The sequence below is a fragment of the Blastococcus sp. HT6-4 genome (assembly GCF_039679125.1).
In the GTDB taxonomy this organism is placed as follows: domain Bacteria; phylum Actinomycetota; class Actinomycetes; order Mycobacteriales; family Geodermatophilaceae; genus Blastococcus; species Blastococcus montanus.
Genome location: NZ_CP155551.1, coordinates 23,257 through 39,856, shown reverse-complemented (window position 1 = coordinate 39,856; position 16,600 = coordinate 23,257). Strand labels below are relative to the sequence as shown.

Here is a 16,600-nt window from a genome sequence, read left to right as displayed (position 1 = left end):
GGAACCGCGCGCTGGCCGGGTCGCGAGCTCCTCGGGCTACCCGATCCGGACGTCCTCGGCCCCCTCGATCGCCACCACGTCGCCCGAGCGCAGCTGGCGGCCGCGCCGCTCCTCGGGCTCCCCGTTGACCGTGACCACCCCGGAGAGCAGGACGTCCTTCACCTGGGCGCCGGTCGGCACGGCGTCGACGAGCTTGAGCAGCTGCCCGAGCCGGATGCTGTCCTCGCCGGGACGCAGATCGATGGTGCGCACGCCTCAGTCTCCCCCGCCGTCCGGGACCAGCGCGTCGCCGACCCGCACCGCGCCGGGCTGCAGCACGGCGGCGCGCACGGCCAGCAGCCCGTCCCGCTCCCGGTGGATCGTCTTGAGCACGGACGTGTCCCGGGCGATCCCGCCCGGCTGCGGGCGGGTGGTCATGACGCACCGCGGGATGCCGGTGCCGACGAGCAGCCGCACCGACCCGAGGGACGCCTCCCGGCCGCGGAGACCCTCCTCGCCCTCGCCGTCCAGGACGACGTTGGCCCGGAACCGGCGGCGGTCCCACGTGCCGGTCGTGCCGGTGGAGACCAGCGACAGCCGGATCCGCGGGCTGTCGTGGAAGGGGCCGGGCGCACCCTCCCACTGCAGCCACTCCGCGGGGTCGGGCACGTCCTCGTCGACCGGAGCCTCGTAGGTGGGCGCCACGCCCTCCCGCTCGGTGGCGGCCCGGAGCTCCACCCGGCGGCCCAGCCAGTCCGAGAGGACGTCGTCGGCGGCGGTGACCGTGCCGTCGGGCAGGACGACCTCCACTCCTCCGTCGCCCCGCAGGCGGGCGGCGCCGAACAGCAGCTCGGGCACCCGCCGGGCGGTGAGGCCGAGCCCGGTGTCCCGGTCGAACAGGGCCCAGCGCCGGTCACCGGCGATGCCCAGCGTCCCGACCTCCGCCTCGGCCAGCCGCTCCCCCTGCAGCGACTTCACCGGGTAGCGCCAGAGCTCCGCGACGCGCATCTCAGGTCGCCGGCGTCCAGGCGAGCGCCCACGTGCCGGCCCACTCCTCGTCCGGCCCGAGCACGTGCAGGTCGACGTCGTCGGCCAGCGCGTTGGGCGGGCAGGTCATCGGCTCGACGGCGAGGCTGCGCCGCCACTGGCCCTCGGGCAGGGTGTCGCCGCTGTAGACCTGCAGCCACGGCCAGGAATCGTCGGCCGAGAGCGTGAGCTCCCCGGCGCCGCCCCGCAGCCGCACGTGCGTCCAGCCGTCGGCGTCCCGGTCGAGGTCGGTGAGCGGGGTGTCCAGCGCACGGTCGCCGATCCGGCCGATCGCGCCGTCGTAGGGGCGCCGCTCCCCCGTGGGCAGCCCGCCGTCCAGGACCAGCTCGGTGCGCGCCGGAACGGTCAGCTCGGCCTCGCCGATGCCGCCGTCCGCCGTCGCCCCGACGGAGAGGTAGGGGTGGAACCCGGCACCGAAGGGCGCCGGCTCGGCGCCGAGGTTCCGCACGCGGAGCCGGCAGGTCAGCCGCTCGGCGGTCAGCTCGTGGTCGACGGCGACGGCCAGCCGGAACGGGTAGCCGGGGTGCGGCTCGACCGTCGTCCCGACCGTGACGGACCCGTCCGCCTCTGCCAGCACCGTCCACGGCTGCCAGGCGACGAGCCCGTGGATCGCGTGCGGCTCGTCCGGCGACCGGACGTCGAGCTGCAGCTCCTCCTCCTGCCACGTCCACCGGCCGTGCCGGAGGCGGTTGGGCCAGGGGACCAGCACCGCGCCGCGCCAGCCGGGGGCGACGGCACCGGGCGCATAGCCGTCGAGCAGCTCCCAGTCCCCGACCGCGAGCCGGCACAGCGTGCCGCCCCGGAGATCGACGGCGAGGCGGGCGTCGCCGGCGCTGAGCTGCACCTCGGTGCGGTCGCTGGGGGGCCAGGTGTCGGGCATGCGCCCAGCTCACCACACCTCGCCCACGGGAGCCCCGACGAGACCTGCGAACTCGTGGCCATCAGCGCGCGATGGCCACGAGTTCGCAGGTCTCGCTCGTCGTCAGGGGTGGTAGGTCACCTGCTCGGCGAACTCCAGCACCTGGTCCTGGGTGAAGGCGTCCGGCACCTGGAGGGTGAAGGTCGTCCCGTCCTCGAACTGCCCCTGGAGGAACCACCCCGCCGTCCCGGGTCCGTTGTCGACGGGGACCAACTGTGCGGGCCGGCCGTGGACGGTCACGGGGACGACCGGCCCCACGGGCCCCATCAGCTGGTCGAGCAGCTGGTCCGGGGGCATGACGTCCTCGGGCAGCGGCACGTGCACCGTGATCGTCTGCTGCTCGTAGGCGTCGTTGACCAGGGTGAGGACCCGGCCCATCTTGTAGAACTGCACCGACCAGCCGGCCGGGGCGAGCTCCGCGGTGAGCGTGGCTCGCTGCGGCCGGTCGACCAGCGACTCAGCGACGGCGACCAGCTCCGACGTCCGGCTGTACCGGCCCTCACCGCTCATCGTCACCCACTGGTCGTCCTTGCGTTCCCAGACGAGTTCGGCGAACAGCATGCGCTCGCAGACGGTCAGGCCGTCCTCGCAGTAGACGTCCCGTGCCCCGCGGACGACGTCGGCGTCCCTGCCCTCGACGCTGACCTCCAGGCGCTCGGTGACGTCGACGCGTTCGGCGGAGCCCTCGAACCACCAGTCGGGCGCCTCCTCGTGGACGCCCACGGTGAACCGGTCGACCCCGTCCGCCGCGTCGAACTCCGCGAAGCCGGCCGACTCGCCGTCGCCGGTGAACGCCGGCCGCATCCCCTCCGGCTCGGGATCGAGCGACAGCGGGAACGTCGGCATCCGGAAGTCGACGAGGGTGACGCTCTCCGCCGGCGTCCCGGGGCCGTCGGGGGCGGCGATGACGACGGCGGCGGCCCAGGCCGCCGCCGCGGTGACGGCGGCCAGCCCGATGCGCAGCGCGACCTTCCGGCGGGGGGTCCGGGACCGCCGGGGAGCCGGGCCCTCGATCTCGGCCAGCAGCGCGGCACGGGCGGCCGAGCGAGCGGCGGGGGACAGCGGCGGCGCCTCGGGGCCCGCTTCGCGGAGCAGCGTGAGGTCGTTCATCGGTCCTCCTCCTCGGAGACAGGGTCGAACGGGGAGACGTCGCCGAGCACGGCGCGGGTCTGGCGGCGGGCGCGGTGCAGCCGGGAGCGCACCGTGCCGACGGGGACGTCGAGGACGGCGGCGATCTCCTCGTAGCCGAGCTGCCCCCACGCGAGCAGCAGCAGGGCGTCGCGGTCGCGCGGCTTCAACGCGGCGAGCGCGGCGGCCAGCGGACCCCGCAACGCCTGGGCGTCGAGCCGGCCGGCGGCGTCCCCGGGGTCGTCGCCGGGCCGCTCGGGCTCGGCGGCCGCGCGCGCCAGGGTCTTGTAACGGCGCTGCTCGGTGCGCACGTGCCCGTGCACGACGTTGGTCGCGATGCCCAGCAGCCAGGGCCGCACCTCGACGTGGTCGGGCCGGTAGGCCTCCCGGCGGCGGAAGGCGATGAGGAAGGTCTCGCTGAGCAGGTCGTCGGCCAGTTCGCCGACGCGGCGGCCCAGGTAGCGGTGCACCGTGGCGGCGTGCCGGTCGAACAGCGGGGCGAACTCCGCGGGGTCGTCGACCGACCGCGCGATCAGCTCCGCGTCACTGGGCAGGGCGTCGGGCAGGGCGCGCAGCCGTGGGGGCTCGGGCGGTGGGCCGGCCGAGCGGTGCACCGCTGTCGGGGTCACGGCAGGTGATGATCCGGCCGCGATCGGTGAAGTCGTCACACCCCTTGATGTCCGGAGCGGCGGATCCGGTTCACGGAACTCCCCCGTTGCCCGGGTCAGTCGCCGAGGGCCTTCTCGAAGAACAGCGAGTCGACGGCGTCCGGGTCCCCCGTGTAGGCGCCGAAGGCGTCGATCGGCCGGTATCCGGCGCCGGAGTACAGCCCGATCGCCTCGGGCTGCAGCGGCCCGGTCTCCAGCCGCAGCGTGCGCCAGCCCCGGGACCGGGCTGCAGCCTCCAGCCCGGCGAGGACCGCCTTCGACACCCCCCGCCCCCGCGCGGCCGGGGGGACGTACATCCGCTTGACCTCGGCGACGCCCTTCCCGAGGTCGCGCAGCGCGCCGCAGCCGAGCGCCGCGCCGTCGTCGTCCCGGGCCACCAGGACGACGCTGACGTCGGCGGCCGACGGCGGCCGGCCCGGCTCCTCCTTGCCGCCGTACCGGGCGCGGATCTCGGCCTGCTGGTCGCTGGTCAGCCGCTGCACGTCGGGGTCGTCCCAGGCGGCCGCATCGATGATCACGGCGGAGATCCTCACAGGGCGATCCCGCGCAGCAGCAGGGCGGCCAGCTCCCGGTAGGCGGTCGCGTCGTCCAGCCCGGTCGCGCGCCCGGTGTCGCCGCGGCCGATGCGGAGCATCAGCGTGGTGACCGTGTCGGCGATCAGCGCGGGGTGCACCTCGCGGAAGCGGCCCTGCGCGACGCCGTCGGCGATCAGCTCACGCACCCGCCCGGCGGCCAGGGCGGTGTTCCGCTCGTAGATCTCCCGCCCCGGCGGGAAGGCGTCCAGGTCGCGGAGGAAGGCCGGTCCGGCGGGGGCGAGCGCGCGCGCCACGGCGGTCAGGTAGGCGGTCACCCGCCGGGCGGGGTCGGCCTCGGTGACGGTCTGCGCCTCGACGGCCGCCGTCGCCTTGCGGAAGAAGTGCCGGATCACCCGCAGCGACAGCTGCTCCTTGCTCCCCGCCAGCGCGTAGAGCGTGCTCTTCGAGCAGCGCAGCCGGACGGCGAGGTCCTCGAGGGTGAAGCCGGCGAACCCCTGGGCCAGGAACAGCGCCTCGAGCTGGTCGAGCAGCTCGGCCTGCCGGCGCGTCAACCGCCCCTCGGCGCTCTCCATGGCACCTCCTCCCGGCCGGACGGCATGGACCTGACCGCAGAACAGTACTGCGGTACCGTCGCCAGTACTGTCTCCCGCTCCCGGACGCGGGGCCGCCACTGCGGAGGAGAACCGTGGCCGTCGAGCGCGAACTGCCCACCCCCGAGGCCGCCGACCTGATCGGCCTCGTCCGCGACATCGCCGACGCCGAGCTCGCGCCGAAGGCGGCGGAGTACGAGCGCGAGGAACGCTTCCCCCGCGAGGTCTTCCGGCTGCTCGGCGACGCCGGGCTGATGGGGCTGCCCTTCGCCGAGGACGTCGGTGGGGGCGGGCAGCCGTACGAGGTCTACCTGCAGGTGGTCGAGGAGCTGGCCGCGCGGTGGGCGAGCGTCGCGCTCGGCATCAGCGTGCACACCCTCGCCTGCTCCCCCGTCGCCAACTTCGGCACCGAGGCGCAGCGCCGCGACCTGCTGCCGGAGATGGTCGGCGGCACCCTCCTGGGCGCCTACTCCCTGTCCGAGGCGCACGCGGGCTCCGACGTCGCGGCCATGCGCGCCAGCGCCACGCCTGCCGACGACGGCTGGACCGCCCGGGGCGAGAAGGCCTGGGTCACCCACGGCGGGCACGCCGACTTCTACTCGACGTTCCTCCGCACGCCGGCCGACGGCGAACGCGCGATCTCCTGCTTCCACCTCACCCCGGACCTGCCCGGGTTGAGCGCGGCGAGGCCCGAGGAGAAGATGGGCCTCACCGGCTCCACGACGTCGGCGCTCCACCTGGACGACGTGCCGATCCCGGCCGACCGCCTGGTCGGCGAGCCCGGCCGCGGCATGGCGATCGCCCTCGGCGCCCTGGACTCCGGCCGGCTGGGGATCAGCGCCGTCGCCGTCGGGCTGGCGCAGTCCGCCCTGGACGTCGCCGTCGGCTACGCCGTGGAGCGCGAGGCGTTCGGCCGCCCCATCGCCGAGCACCAGGGCGTGTCCTTCCTGCTCGCCGACATGGCCGCCGCCGTGGAGTCCGCCCGGGCCACCTACCTGGTCGCCGCCCGCCGCAAGGACGCCGGCAAGCCGTTCTCCCGGCAGGCCAGCATCGCCAAGCTCGTGGCCACCGACGCCGCGATGAAGGTGACCACCGACGCCGTCCAGGTGCTCGGTGGCGCCGGCTACACGCGCGACCACCCGGCGGAGCGCTACATGCGCGAGGCGAAGGTCATGCAGATCTTCGAGGGCACCAACCAGATCCAGCGGATGGTCATCGGGCGCCACCTCACCTCCGCGGTCGCGCCGGCCGCCGGCTGAGCCCTCCCGTCGGCGGAACCGACGCCGAGCGCGCGAGGAACAGTTCCACGTGGAACCGGTGACAGGTGTCAGTGGACCGGGCGCGGTCCCGCGGAACAGACTGGACTCCCCGCCCGAGGAGCACGCCATGCCCGAGCCCCACCTGCGCGCCGCCGACACCGACCGCGCCGCCGTCGCCGCCCTCCTCGGCCAGGCGATGTCCGAGGGGCGGCTCACCGTCGCCGAGTACGACGAGCGGCTGGCGGGTGCCTACAGCGCGCGCACCTTCGGCGAGCTGGCCGAGCTGACCGCCGACCTGCCCCGCACCTCCGGCGCGACCACGTCCCGGTCGGCTGCCCCCGCCACACCCCGGAACGCCACCCACCCCGCCTGCGCCGGAGCCTGGCGCGGGCCGGCGGGAGCCTGGGGCGGGCACGCCGGCGGCCGCCAGGCCTGGGGCTCGTGGGCGAGCACGGCGCTGATCGTGCTGGTCATCTGGGCCGTCACGTCGGTCGTCGCCGCGCAGTTCCTCTACTTCTGGCCGTTCTGGGTCATCGTCCCGTGGGGCGCGATGCTCCTGATGGGAAGTCTCGGTGCCCGTGGCCGGCGCGACGACGGGCAGCTCACCGGCTGAGCCCGCCCGGGAACGACGGAGCGCCGGCCCCCGTGGGGGACCGGCGCTCCTCTGCGTCTGGTGGGCAAGGGGGGAGTTGAACCCCCACGTCCTTTCGGACACACGGACCTGAACCGTGCGCGTCTGCCATTCCGCCACTTGCCCTGGCGAGGGAAGACGATAGCAGTCGCCGGCCACGGGGCCGGGGCAGGGGGTGGGCCGGAGCCGGCCGAGGACACCGTGCGGGGCGTCGCGAGTTGCTGGGCGGTCAGGCGCGCTCGACCCGGCTACGATCACGGGTGGCAGAATGGGACGTCCGGCGAGCGCAGAGGAGCGACTGTGGGTGTGCTGCAGCGCTTCGAGCGCCGGCTCGAAGGCATGGTCGGCCTGGCGTTCGCCCGGCTCTTCAAGGGCAAGGTGCACCCGGCCGAGATCGCGAAGGCCCTCCAGCGCGAGGCCGACGAACAGCGCTCCATCCTGGGCGAGGGCCGGGTGCTGGCGCCCAACGTCTACGTCGTGCGCCTCGGCGAGACCGACTTCGAGCACCTGGGCCAGTGGTCCGACCAGCTCGCCGGCGAGCTGGCCGACATGGTCACCGAGCACATCGAGGACGAGGGCTACCAGGTCTTCGACAAGGTCACGGTCGAGCTGGAGCGCGACGACGAGCTGACCACCGGCGTGTTCGAGGTCAGCTCCCGGGTCGCCGACCCGGCCCGTCCCGCCGCCCGCTCCGACCTCCCGCCGCTGGCGTCGGCCCCCGTCGGCGGCCACCCCCCGCTCCCGCCGCTGCCCCCGCTGCCCCCGCTGCCCCCGTTGCGCGGCCGCATGGCCACCGACACCGGCAAGCAGGACCCCTCGGTCATCGGCCGGGCCGGCTCGCGCGCGACGACCACGCACGTGCTCGTCGTCGACGGGCCCGGCACGCGGCACGAGCTCTCCACCGGGCGCAACGTCATCGGCCGCGGCACGGAGGCCGACATCCGCCTCCCCGACACCGGGGTCAGCCGCAAGCACGTCGACGTCGTCCTCGACGGGGACGTCGCCACCGTCGAGGACCTCGGGTCGACCAACGGCACGCTGGTCAACGGCCGGCGCGTCACCCGGCAGCCGCTCAGCGACGGCGACGTCATCCGCATCGGCCACTCGGTCCTGGTCTACCGGCAGGACGGGGCGTGACCGGATCTCCGCGGTCGCAGCTGAACGGGATCCGGCAGCAGGGCCCCGGCCTCGGTGCCGGCCGGAGCGCTGCGCGGGCGGTGGCGCCGTGAGCGAGCTGGTGCTGCAGATCTTCCGCTTCGGCTTCCTCCTGCTGCTGTGGCTGTTCATCTTCGCCGCGTTCCGCGTGGTGCGCGCCGACCTGTTCGGCGGCCGCCCCGGGCGCGTGGCGTCGGTGCCGCCGCGTTCGTCGGCCCCCAAGAAGCGCGGCAACCGCGGCCCCAAGTCGCTGGTCGTCACCGCCGGGCCGCTCAGCGGCACCAAGATCACCCTCGGTGACCAGCCGATCCTCATCGGCCGCGCCGACGACTCGACCCTGGTCCTCACCGACGACTTCGCCAGTTCCCGGCACGCCCGCCTCACCAACCGCGGCGGCCAGTGGTACGTCGAGGACCTCGGATCCACCAATGGCACCTACCTCGACCAGCAGCGCGTGCAGGGCCCGCTGCTGGTGGGCCCCGGCCAGCCGATCCGCATCGGCCAGACCGCACTGGAGCTTCGTTCGTGACCCTGGTTCTCCGCTACGCCGCGCGCTCCGACCGCGGCCTCATCCGCGGCAACAACCAGGACTCGGTCTACGCCGGGCCCCGGCTGCTGGCCGTGGCCGACGGCATGGGCGGCCACGCCGCCGGTGACGTGGCGAGCAAGGTCGTGATCGCCGCGCTCGAGCACCTCGACGACGACGCGCCGTCCGGCGACATGCTGCAGGCGCTGCGCGCCGCGGTGCACGAGGGCAGCGAGCACCTGCGCGAGGTGATCCGCGAATCGCCCCAGCTGGAGGGCATGGGCACCACGCTCACCGCCATCCTGTTCGCCGGTGGCCGGCTGGCGCTGTGCCACGTCGGCGACTCCCGCGCCTACCTGCTGCGCGACGGCGAGTTCTCCCAGATCACCCACGACGACACCTTCGTGCAGACGCTGATCGACGACGGCCGGATCACGCCCGAGGAGGCCAACCACCACCCGCAGCGGTCGCTCCTGCTGCGCGCGCTCAACGGCCAGGACGTCGAGCCGGACCTCTCGATGCGCGAGGCACGCGCCGGCGACCGGTACCTGCTGTGCTCCGACGGGCTGTCCGGCGTCGTCAGCGAGGAGACCCTGGCCGACGCCCTCAAGGACCCCGACCCGGAGGCCACCGCCGACCGGCTGATCGAGCTGGCCCTGCGCAGCGGCGGCCCGGACAACATCACCGTGATCGTCGCCGACGTCCTCGAGGACACCGGTGGCAACGGGCGCTTCGATCCGGTCGTCGACGGCGCTGCCGGTGACAACGTCGGGCAGCGCCAGGTCGACCCGCGGTCCGCCGCCGGCCGGGCCGCGCTCGCCGATCCCGGTCCTCCTCCCCCGCCGCCACCCACACTGCCGACGGGCGGCGGCCCCTCCGCCCGCCGCCGCCCGCTACGAGTCCTCCTGGTGGCGGGGGCCCTTCTCACCGTGCTGGTGGCGGGGGCGATCGGTACGTACGTGTGGGCGCTCGACCACTGGTTCGTGGGCGTCAACGGCAGCGGTGACGACCAGCAGGTCGCCGTCTTCCGGGGGTTGGACGCTTCCGTCCTCGGCCTGGACTTCTACCGGCTCGACCGCGGCACCGACCTCGCGGTCTCCGACCTGACCCCGGCGGCCCGCAGCCGGGTGCAGGACAGCATCACCGCCGACGACTCCGGTCACGCCGACCGGATCCTCGCGGCGCTGCGCGACCAGCGGCTGCCCCTGTGCCGCAGCATCGACGCGGACACCACCGCCCCCGACACCGCCGACCCGGCGGTGTCCACGCCACCGGCGACGCCCACCACCGCGCAGGACGCCGTCCCCGGCGAGCCGGCCCTCCCCGAGGCCCCGCTGACCGAGGAGACGACGGACGCGGCGTCGGCCCGGACGACCTCGTCGTCCGTGCCGGGGGTGAACTGCCGGGAGGCCGGCTGATGGCCGCCCCCGTCGTCGATCCCCGCGCCGCCGCGGCCGACACCCCCACCCGGCGGGGCACCGAGGCCGCGCTGCTCGCGTTCGCCGTCCTGATCACCGTCGTCGCGCAGATGATCGTCGACCTCACCGTCACCGGCGCGCTGCGCCCGGAGATGGCCGGGTTCAGCGTCTGGATCACCGCGCTGTGGGTGGTCGCACACCTCGTCGTCCGGAAGTGGGCGTCCTACGCCGACCCGCTGCTGCTGCCCGCGGTCGCCCTCCTGGTCGGCCTGGGTCTGGCGGTCATCCACCGGCTCGACCTGGCCGCCGGGCAGGTCGGCAGCACGGTCACCCGTGAGGACGCCCCGGTCCAGCTGATCTGGGCCACGCTAGGGGTGGCCCTGTTCGTCGCGGTCCTCGTCGTGGTCCGCGACCACCGCACGCTCTCCCGCTTCGCGTACACCCTGGCGCTGCTGGGCATCGTCCTGCTCGCGCTGCCGGCCTTCCTCCCCGCCTCGATCTCGGAGGTCAACGGCGCCAAGATCTGGATCCGCGTCGCCGGCTTCTCCATCCAGCCCGGGGAGTTCGCCAAGATCTGCCTGGTCGTCTTCTTCGCCGCCTACCTGGTCGACAAGCGCGACGTCCTGGCGCTGGCCAGCAAGAAGGTCGCCGGCCTGGAGCTGCCGCGGGGCCGCGACCTTGGGCCGGTGCTGCTGGCCTGGGTGCTGTCCATCCTGGTGCTCGTCTTCGAGCGCGACCTGGGCAGCTCGCTGCTGCTGTTCGGGATCTTCGTGGTGATGCTCTACGTGGCCACCGAGCGGGCGAGCTGGCTGTTCATCGGCCTCACGCTGTTCGCCGGCGGCGCGCTGATCTCCTACCAGATCTTCGGCCACGTCCGCGCCCGCGTGGACACCTGGCTGGACCCGTTCGCCTACATCGACGGCGCGGGCTACCAGCTGGTGCAGTCGTTGTTCGGCCTCGGCACCGGCGGCCTGTTCGGCGCCGGGCTCGGCGGCGGCCGCCCCGACCAGGTGCCCATCGCCAAGAGCGACTTCATCGCCGCCGCCGTCGGCGAGGAGCTCGGCCTGTTCGGCCTGGTGGCCGTGATCGTGGTCTACCTGATCCTGGTCGAGCGCGGGCTGCGCAGCTCGCTGGTCGTGCGCGACGCGTTCGGCAAGCTCCTGGCCGCCGGGCTGGCGTTCGCCGTCGCCTGGCAGGTGTTCGTCGTCCTGGGCGGCGTGACCGGCCTGCTGCCACTGACCGGGCTGACCACCCCGTTCCTGGCCTACGGGGGATCGTCGCTGGTCGCCAACTTCGTGCTGGTCGCGCTGCTGATGCGGATCAGCGACGCGGCCCGCCGGCCGGCGACGCCGCACGCCACGCCGCAGCGGCTCGGCGACGCTCCCACGGAGGTGGTGCGGCCGTGAACGCCCCCCTGCGCCGGGTCGCCATCAGCGTGCTCGTCCTGTTCACGCTGCTGATCATCAACGTGAACATCATCCAGGTCGTGCGCTCCGAGTCGCTGCGCCAGAACGACCGCAACACCCGGGTGCTGGCCGAGACCTACGACCGGGAGCGCGGCTCGATCATCGTCGACGGGACCGAGGTCGCGATGTCGGTGCCCACCGACGGGCGGCTGACCTACCTGCGCACCTATCCGCAGGGGCCGCTCTACGCGCCGGTCACCGGGTACCACTCGCTGATCTACGGCAACACCAAGCTCGAGGACGCCATGGACGACGTCCTCTCCGGCGAGGACGACCGGTTGTTCGTCCGCCGCATCGCCGACCTGTTCACCGGGCGCGACCCGGCCGGCGGCGACGTCGTCCTGACCCTCGACCCGGCGGTCCAGGCGGCGGCGATGGCCGGCCTGGAGGGCCGCACCGGCGCGGTCGTCGCCCTCGACCCGGACACCGGCGCGATCCTGGGCATGGCCAGCACGCCCACCTACGACCCCGGCCTGCTCGCCAGCCACGACCCCGAGGCGATCCGGACCGCGATGGAGGCGATCACGGCCCAGGACCCGGACCCGCGGGTGAACCGCGCGATCGAGGACAACTACCAGGTCGGCTCGCTGTTCAAGGTGATCGTCGCGGCCGCCGCCCTGGAGGACGGGCTGACGCCGGAGACCGTCGTGCCGGCCCCCCGCGAGCTGCCCCTCCCCAACAGCAGCCGGGTGATCCCCAACTTCGGTGGCTCGGCGTGCAGCCCCAGCGGTGAGCAGTCGCTGATCGACGCCCTGACCATCTCCTGCAACACCGCCTTCGCCCAGCTCGGCATCGACCTGGGCGAGGAGGCGGTCCGCGACATGGCCGAGGCCTTCGGCCTCGACGACGAAGGGCTCGACATCCCGCTCGACGTGGCCCGGAGCACCGTCGGCGACATCATCGACGACGCCGCCCTCGCCCAGACCTCCATCGGCCAGCGGGACGTCCGGATGACGGTGCTGCAGGCCGCGCTCGTGGCCGCGACGGTCGCGAACGACGGCGTCCAGATGACGCCCTACCTGGTCGACGAGCTGCGCGCGCCGGACCTCTCGGTGCTCGACGAGACCGACCCCGAGGTGCTGCGCGAGCCGATCTCGGCCGAGGTGGCCGACCAGCTCACCGAGATGATGGTCAGCGTGGTGGCGCGCGGGTCCGGTCGCGCCGCCCGCCTCCCCGGCATGGAGGTCGCCGGCAAGACCGGCACCGCGCAGGTCCGGCCCGACGTCCCCGACCACAACTGGTTCATGGGCTTCGCGCCGGCCGACGACCCGCAGATCGCCGTCGCCGTCTTCATCGCCAACGGCGGCAGCACCGGTGGCGACCTCTCCGCCCCCATCGCCGGCGACGTCATGGCGGCCTACTTCGAGGGGCAGGGCGGCTGATGGCGCTCGGTATCGGAAGCATGCTGGCCGGGCGCTACGAGATCACCGCCCCGATCGCGACCGGCGGGATGGGGGAGGTCTGGAAGGCCCGCGACCGGGTGCTGGACCGCATCGTCGCCGCCAAGGTGCTCAAGACCGAGTACACCAACGACCCGAGCTTCCTGGCGCGCTTCCGCAACGAGGCGCGGCACACCGCGGCGCTCTCCCACCCGAACATCGCCTCGGTCTACGACTACGGCGAGACCACCGACGACAGCGGCGTGCAGACCCTGGCGTTCCTGGTCATGGAGTTCGTCGAGGGCCAGCCCCTGGTCACGATCCTGCACGAGGAGGGCCGGCTCCCGGTCGACTGGACGCTGCACGTGCTCAGCCAGTCCGCCGACGGCCTCTCCGCCGCCCACCGGGCGGGCGTGGTGCACCGGGACATCAAGCCCGGCAACCTGATCGTGCGGCCCGACGGCGTGGTGAAGCTGACCGACTTCGGCATCGCCCAGGCCCGTGACGCCGCCCCGCTCACCCGCACCGGGATGGTCGTCGGGACGGCGCAGTACCTCTCCCCGGAACAGGCCCAGGGCATGGAGGTGAACGCGGCCTCCGACGTGTACTCGCTCGGCGTGGTGGGCTACGAGTGCCTCGCGGGGACGCGGCCCTTCGACGGCGCCTCGCAGGTGGCCATCGCGCTCGCGCACATCAACCGTCCGCCGCCGCCGCTGCCCGGCGACATCCCGCCCGCGGTGCGGCTGCTGGTGGAGCGCGCCCTCGCCAAGGACCCCGCCGACCGGTTCCCCGACGGCCGGGCGTTCGCCGAGGCGGTCCGGCGGGTCGCTGACGGCGGGACCCTCGCAGCGGCTGCCGCCGCCGCACCCGTCACGGCCCCCACCCGGGTCGTCGATGGCGGGGCGTCGGCCGACGGGCACACCCAGGTCTTCGCCACCCCGGCCGCCGGTATGCCCACGGTCTCGCCCCGCACCGGTGGGCGCCCCATGCCTCCGCTGCACGCGGCCCCGGACGCCGACGACGACTGGCGCCCCGGTGACGAGCCGCCGCCCGGTGGCCGGAACCGCCGGTGGGCGTGGCTGGCCGCCGCCGTCGTGCTGCTCGTGCTGCTCGCCGGCACCACCTATCTGGTGTCCTCCGGGAACCGGGGCGACGGGGACGGCACCACCGCCGAGCCGACCACCACATCCACGACGACCAGCGCCTCCCCGGCCGCGGTCACCGTCGTCGCCGCCGACCTCATCGGCCGTGACGCCGACGAGGTCGCGGACGAGCTCGAGGCCGACGGCCTGACCGTGCAGCAGCGGCCGGCCGCGGAGAGCGTCCTCGCGGCGCTCGGACGCGAGCTCGACGAGGGGGCCGTCGCCGCGGTCTCCCCCGAGGGCCCGCTGTCCCCGGGCACCCTGGTCACCCTGACCGTCGCCGACGAGGGCTGGACGCCTGAGGAGGAGGAGGACGAGGAGCCGGTGCCGACCACCGAGCCGGCGCCCGAGACCTCGCCCACGCCCTCGCGCACGCCGACGTCCACCCCGACCGGGTCGGCGCCGCCGCCGGTCGGCGAGGGCGGTGGCGAGCAGGAGGACGACGACGAGCCCGACGCCGACCTCCCCGGTCAGCCTGCCCCCACGCCGACCGGTTCCACCCCGACGGCGACGTCGACACCGACGTCTGCGGCGCCCTCGCCCGGCGGGGCCGGCGACGGCGGCGGCGGCGGCGGCGGCGGCGGCGGCGGGGCCGGTGGGACCGGTGGGGCCGCCAACGCAGCGGGAGCGCAAGGTGACGCCCAGTGAGGCGGAAGGTCCCCGCTTCCCGCTCTCCCGCAGCGCCTGCGGTTAGGCTCGCCTGCGGCTCCCTGCGCGCGGCGACCGCCGCCAGAGGACTCCGCACCACTGGCCCGCGGAGGCTGTACCGAACCGCCCGAGAGGACCGTCGATGACCACGCCGCAGGTGCTCGGTGAGCGGTACGAGATCGGCGGTGTGCTGGGCCGCGGCGGCATGGCCGAGGTCCACCACGGCCGCGATCTACGGCTCGGCCGCGAGGTCGCGGTCAAGGTGCTCCGGCACGACCTGGCCCGTGACCCGTCCTTCCAGGTGCGCTTCCGCCGCGAGGCCCAGGCCTCGGCCTCCCTCAACCACCCGGCGATCGTCGCCGTCTACGACACCGGCGAGGACCGCACCCCCACCGGCGCCACCCCGTACATCGTCATGGAGTACGTCGAGGGCGAGACCCTGCGCGACGTCCTGCGCCGGGAGGGCCGGCTGCCGATCGAGCGGGCCATGAGCCTGGCCGCGGACATCAGCGGCGCGCTGGACTTCAGCCACCGCAACGGCATCGTGCACCGGGACGTGAAGCCCGGGAACGTGATGATTACGCCGCAGGGCACAGTCAAGGTCATGGACTTCGGCATCGCCCGGGCGGTGTCGGACTCGGCGGCCACGATGACCTCCACGGCGGCGGTGATAGGGACCGCCCAGTACCTCTCCCCCGAGCAGGCGCGCGGCGAGGGCGTGGACGCCCGCTCCGACGTCTACTCGCTGGGCTGCCTGCTCTACGAGCTGGTCACCGGCGCACCGCCGTTCACCGGTGACTCGCCGGTGTCGGTGGCCTACCAGCACGTGCGGGAGGACCCGCGGCTGCCGTCGTCGATCAACCCCGACGTGCCCCCGGAGCTCGACGCCATCCTGCTCAAGGCGATGAGCAAGAACCCCGCCAACCGCTACCAGTCGGCCGCCGAGATGCGCAACGACCTGCTGCGGGCCCTGGCCGGGCAGCGGGTCGAGGCGACGCCGGTCATGGGCGACGCGGAGAAGACCGCCGTCATCGGCGCTCCCGTGGGGGGCTACGCCAGCGGCTACGGTGACGACGACTGGGACGACGAGGACCAGGCCCGGCGCCGCAAGCGCCGGATCATCGCGATCGTCGCCGTCGTCGCCGTCCTGCTGCTCGGTGGTGCCATCGCCGCCGCGATCGCGCTGAACGGCGGGGAGGACGCCCCTCCGGTGGTCCAGGAGGTCGCGGTACCGCCGGTGGTCGGCCAGCCGGTGGAGCAGGCCCGTCAGGCGATCACCGAGGCCGGCCTCGAGGTCGGCACCGTCGGGGACCGCGAGACCGCGGACCCGGCCCAGCAGGGAACGGTGCTCGAGACCACGCCCGGCGGTGGGGCCCAGGTCGAGGAGGGCACCCAGGTCGACCTCGTGGTGGGTGTCGCGCCGGACAGCATCACCGTGCCCAGCCTCATCGGGTTCACCGAGCAGCAGGCCCGGGAGGCCCTGCAGCGGGCCGGGTTCACCGGCAGCGTCGACACCGAGCAGGTGGACTCCCTCGAGGACGAGGGCAGCGTCGCCTCCGTCGAGCCGGCGGTGGGCGAGACGGTGTCGCCCGACGGGACGGTCACCCTGGGCCTGTCGACGGGGACGGTCGACCTGCCCGACGTCACCGGCCGGACGCAGGCCGAGGCCGTGGCGGCGCTGACCGACGCCGGCTTCACCGAGGCCCAGATCACCGTCGAGGAGGTCGACTCCGCGGAGCCGGCCGGCACGGTCATCGGCACGACCCCGGGCCCGGGCAGCTCCGCCTCGACCGGCACGCGCATCGTCCTGCAGGTCTCCGGCGGGGTCGGTCAGATCACCGTGCCGAACGTCCGGGGGCAGTCGCCCGCCGCCGCGGAGGCCAACCTCCGGTCCGCCGGCTTCTCGAGCGTCCAGTTCGTGGACAGCGACGTCCCCGACCCGGGCGTGGGACCCAACCAGGTGATCGGCACGGAGCCCCAGGCCGGGACCGCCCAGTCGCCGGACACCCAGATCACCGTCCTGCTGAACCCCGGACCCGGCACAGAGATCGAGGACGAGTCCGACTGACGACGCACGACGACGAAGGGCTCCTCCCGATCCGGGAGGAG

16 protein-coding genes and 1 tRNA gene are annotated in these 16,600 nt (G+C 74.4%); 9 read left to right on the top strand and 8 right to left on the bottom strand.

Annotated elements, in window-relative coordinates:
• Positions 1-36: 36 nt before the first annotated feature.
• The 7 genes from ABDB74_RS00190 to ABDB74_RS00160 form a co-directional block, all read right to left on the bottom strand.
• Positions 37-252: an RNA-binding S4 domain-containing protein gene (locus ABDB74_RS00190; protein ID WP_346620861.1), complete on the bottom strand. Its 216-nt coding sequence runs from the start codon at positions 250-252 to the stop codon at positions 37-39.
• Between the two features lie 3 nt (positions 253-255).
• Positions 256-987, bottom strand: coding sequence for an MOSC N-terminal beta barrel domain-containing protein (locus ABDB74_RS00185; RefSeq protein ID WP_346620860.1), 732 nt, complete (start codon positions 985-987; stop codon positions 256-258).
• A gap of 1 nt (position 988) precedes the next feature.
• Entirely contained in the window at positions 989-1,906 is a 918-nt protein-coding gene (locus ABDB74_RS00180; RefSeq protein WP_346620859.1) for an aldose 1-epimerase family protein, read from the bottom strand.
• A 102-nt stretch (positions 1,907-2,008) separates the two neighbouring features.
• A complete protein-coding gene (locus ABDB74_RS00175) occupies positions 2,009-3,055 on the bottom strand; it encodes a hypothetical protein (protein WP_346620857.1) in 1,047 nt (348 codons plus the stop codon).
• Complete coding sequence (locus ABDB74_RS00170; RefSeq protein ID WP_346620856.1) at positions 3,052-3,702, bottom strand: RNA polymerase sigma factor; 651 nt, start codon at positions 3,700-3,702, stop codon at positions 3,052-3,054. Before ABDB74_RS00170 ends, ABDB74_RS00175 begins: the two co-directional genes overlap by 4 nt.
• A 95-nt stretch (positions 3,703-3,797) precedes the next feature.
• On the bottom strand, positions 3,798-4,274 hold the full coding sequence (locus ABDB74_RS00165) for a GNAT family N-acetyltransferase (protein ID WP_346620855.1): 477 nt from the start codon (positions 4,272-4,274) through the stop codon (positions 3,798-3,800).
• Positions 4,271-4,849 (bottom strand): TetR/AcrR family transcriptional regulator, encoded by a 579-nt coding sequence (locus ABDB74_RS00160; RefSeq protein ID WP_346620854.1) that lies wholly within the window; start codon positions 4,847-4,849, stop codon positions 4,271-4,273. The genes ABDB74_RS00165 and ABDB74_RS00160 overlap by 4 nt, the downstream gene beginning before the upstream one ends.
• A 113-nt stretch (positions 4,850-4,962) precedes the next feature.
• On the opposite strand from ABDB74_RS00160, the gene ABDB74_RS00155 reads away from it, so the two are divergent.
• Complete coding sequence (locus tag ABDB74_RS00155; RefSeq protein WP_346620853.1) at positions 4,963-6,126, top strand: acyl-CoA dehydrogenase family protein; 1,164 nt, start codon at positions 4,963-4,965, stop codon at positions 6,124-6,126.
• A gap of 127 nt (positions 6,127-6,253) precedes the next feature.
• Positions 6,254-6,739 (top strand): DUF1707 domain-containing protein, encoded by a 486-nt coding sequence (locus ABDB74_RS00150; RefSeq protein ID WP_346620852.1) that lies wholly within the window; start codon positions 6,254-6,256, stop codon positions 6,737-6,739.
• A 58-nt stretch (positions 6,740-6,797) separates the two neighbouring features.
• Here the strand turns inward: ABDB74_RS00150 and ABDB74_RS00145 are convergent.
• A tRNA-Leu gene (locus tag ABDB74_RS00145) sits at positions 6,798-6,883 on the bottom strand.
• 180 nt (positions 6,884-7,063) lie between these two features.
• Between ABDB74_RS00145 and ABDB74_RS00140 the strand changes: the two genes are divergently transcribed.
• The 7 genes from ABDB74_RS00140 to pknB all read left to right on the top strand — a co-directional run bounded on the left by ABDB74_RS00140 (position 7,064) and on the right by pknB (position 16,559).
• On the top strand, positions 7,064-7,894 hold the full coding sequence (locus ABDB74_RS00140; protein WP_346620851.1) for a DUF3662 and FHA domain-containing protein: 831 nt from the start codon (positions 7,064-7,066) through the stop codon (positions 7,892-7,894).
• An 88-nt stretch (positions 7,895-7,982) separates the two neighbouring features.
• Positions 7,983-8,441, top strand: a complete 459-nt coding sequence (locus ABDB74_RS00135) for an FHA domain-containing protein (RefSeq protein ID WP_346620850.1) — start codon at positions 7,983-7,985, stop codon at positions 8,439-8,441.
• Positions 8,438-9,856, top strand: a complete 1,419-nt coding sequence (locus ABDB74_RS00130; RefSeq protein WP_346620848.1) for a protein phosphatase 2C domain-containing protein — start codon at positions 8,438-8,440, stop codon at positions 9,854-9,856. The genes ABDB74_RS00135 and ABDB74_RS00130 overlap by 4 nt, the downstream gene beginning before the upstream one ends.
• Complete coding sequence (locus ABDB74_RS00125) at positions 9,856-11,262, top strand: FtsW/RodA/SpoVE family cell cycle protein (RefSeq protein WP_346620847.1); 1,407 nt, start codon at positions 9,856-9,858, stop codon at positions 11,260-11,262. Before ABDB74_RS00130 ends, ABDB74_RS00125 begins: the two co-directional genes overlap by 1 nt.
• Positions 11,259-12,704 (top strand): penicillin-binding protein 2, encoded by a 1,446-nt coding sequence (locus ABDB74_RS00120; protein WP_346620846.1) that lies wholly within the window; start codon positions 11,259-11,261, stop codon positions 12,702-12,704. Before ABDB74_RS00125 ends, ABDB74_RS00120 begins: the two co-directional genes overlap by 4 nt.
• The gene (locus tag ABDB74_RS00115) at positions 12,704-14,491 is read left to right on the top strand and encodes a protein kinase domain-containing protein (RefSeq protein ID WP_346620845.1); all 1,788 of its coding nucleotides are present in this window, start codon (positions 12,704-12,706) and stop codon (positions 14,489-14,491) included. Before ABDB74_RS00120 ends, ABDB74_RS00115 begins: the two co-directional genes overlap by 1 nt.
• Positions 14,492-14,633: 142 nt before the next feature.
• The gene (gene pknB, locus ABDB74_RS00110) at positions 14,634-16,559 is read left to right on the top strand and encodes a Stk1 family PASTA domain-containing Ser/Thr kinase (protein ID WP_346620843.1); all 1,926 of its coding nucleotides are present in this window, start codon (positions 14,634-14,636) and stop codon (positions 16,557-16,559) included.
• The last annotated feature ends 41 nt before the right edge of the window (positions 16,560-16,600 follow it).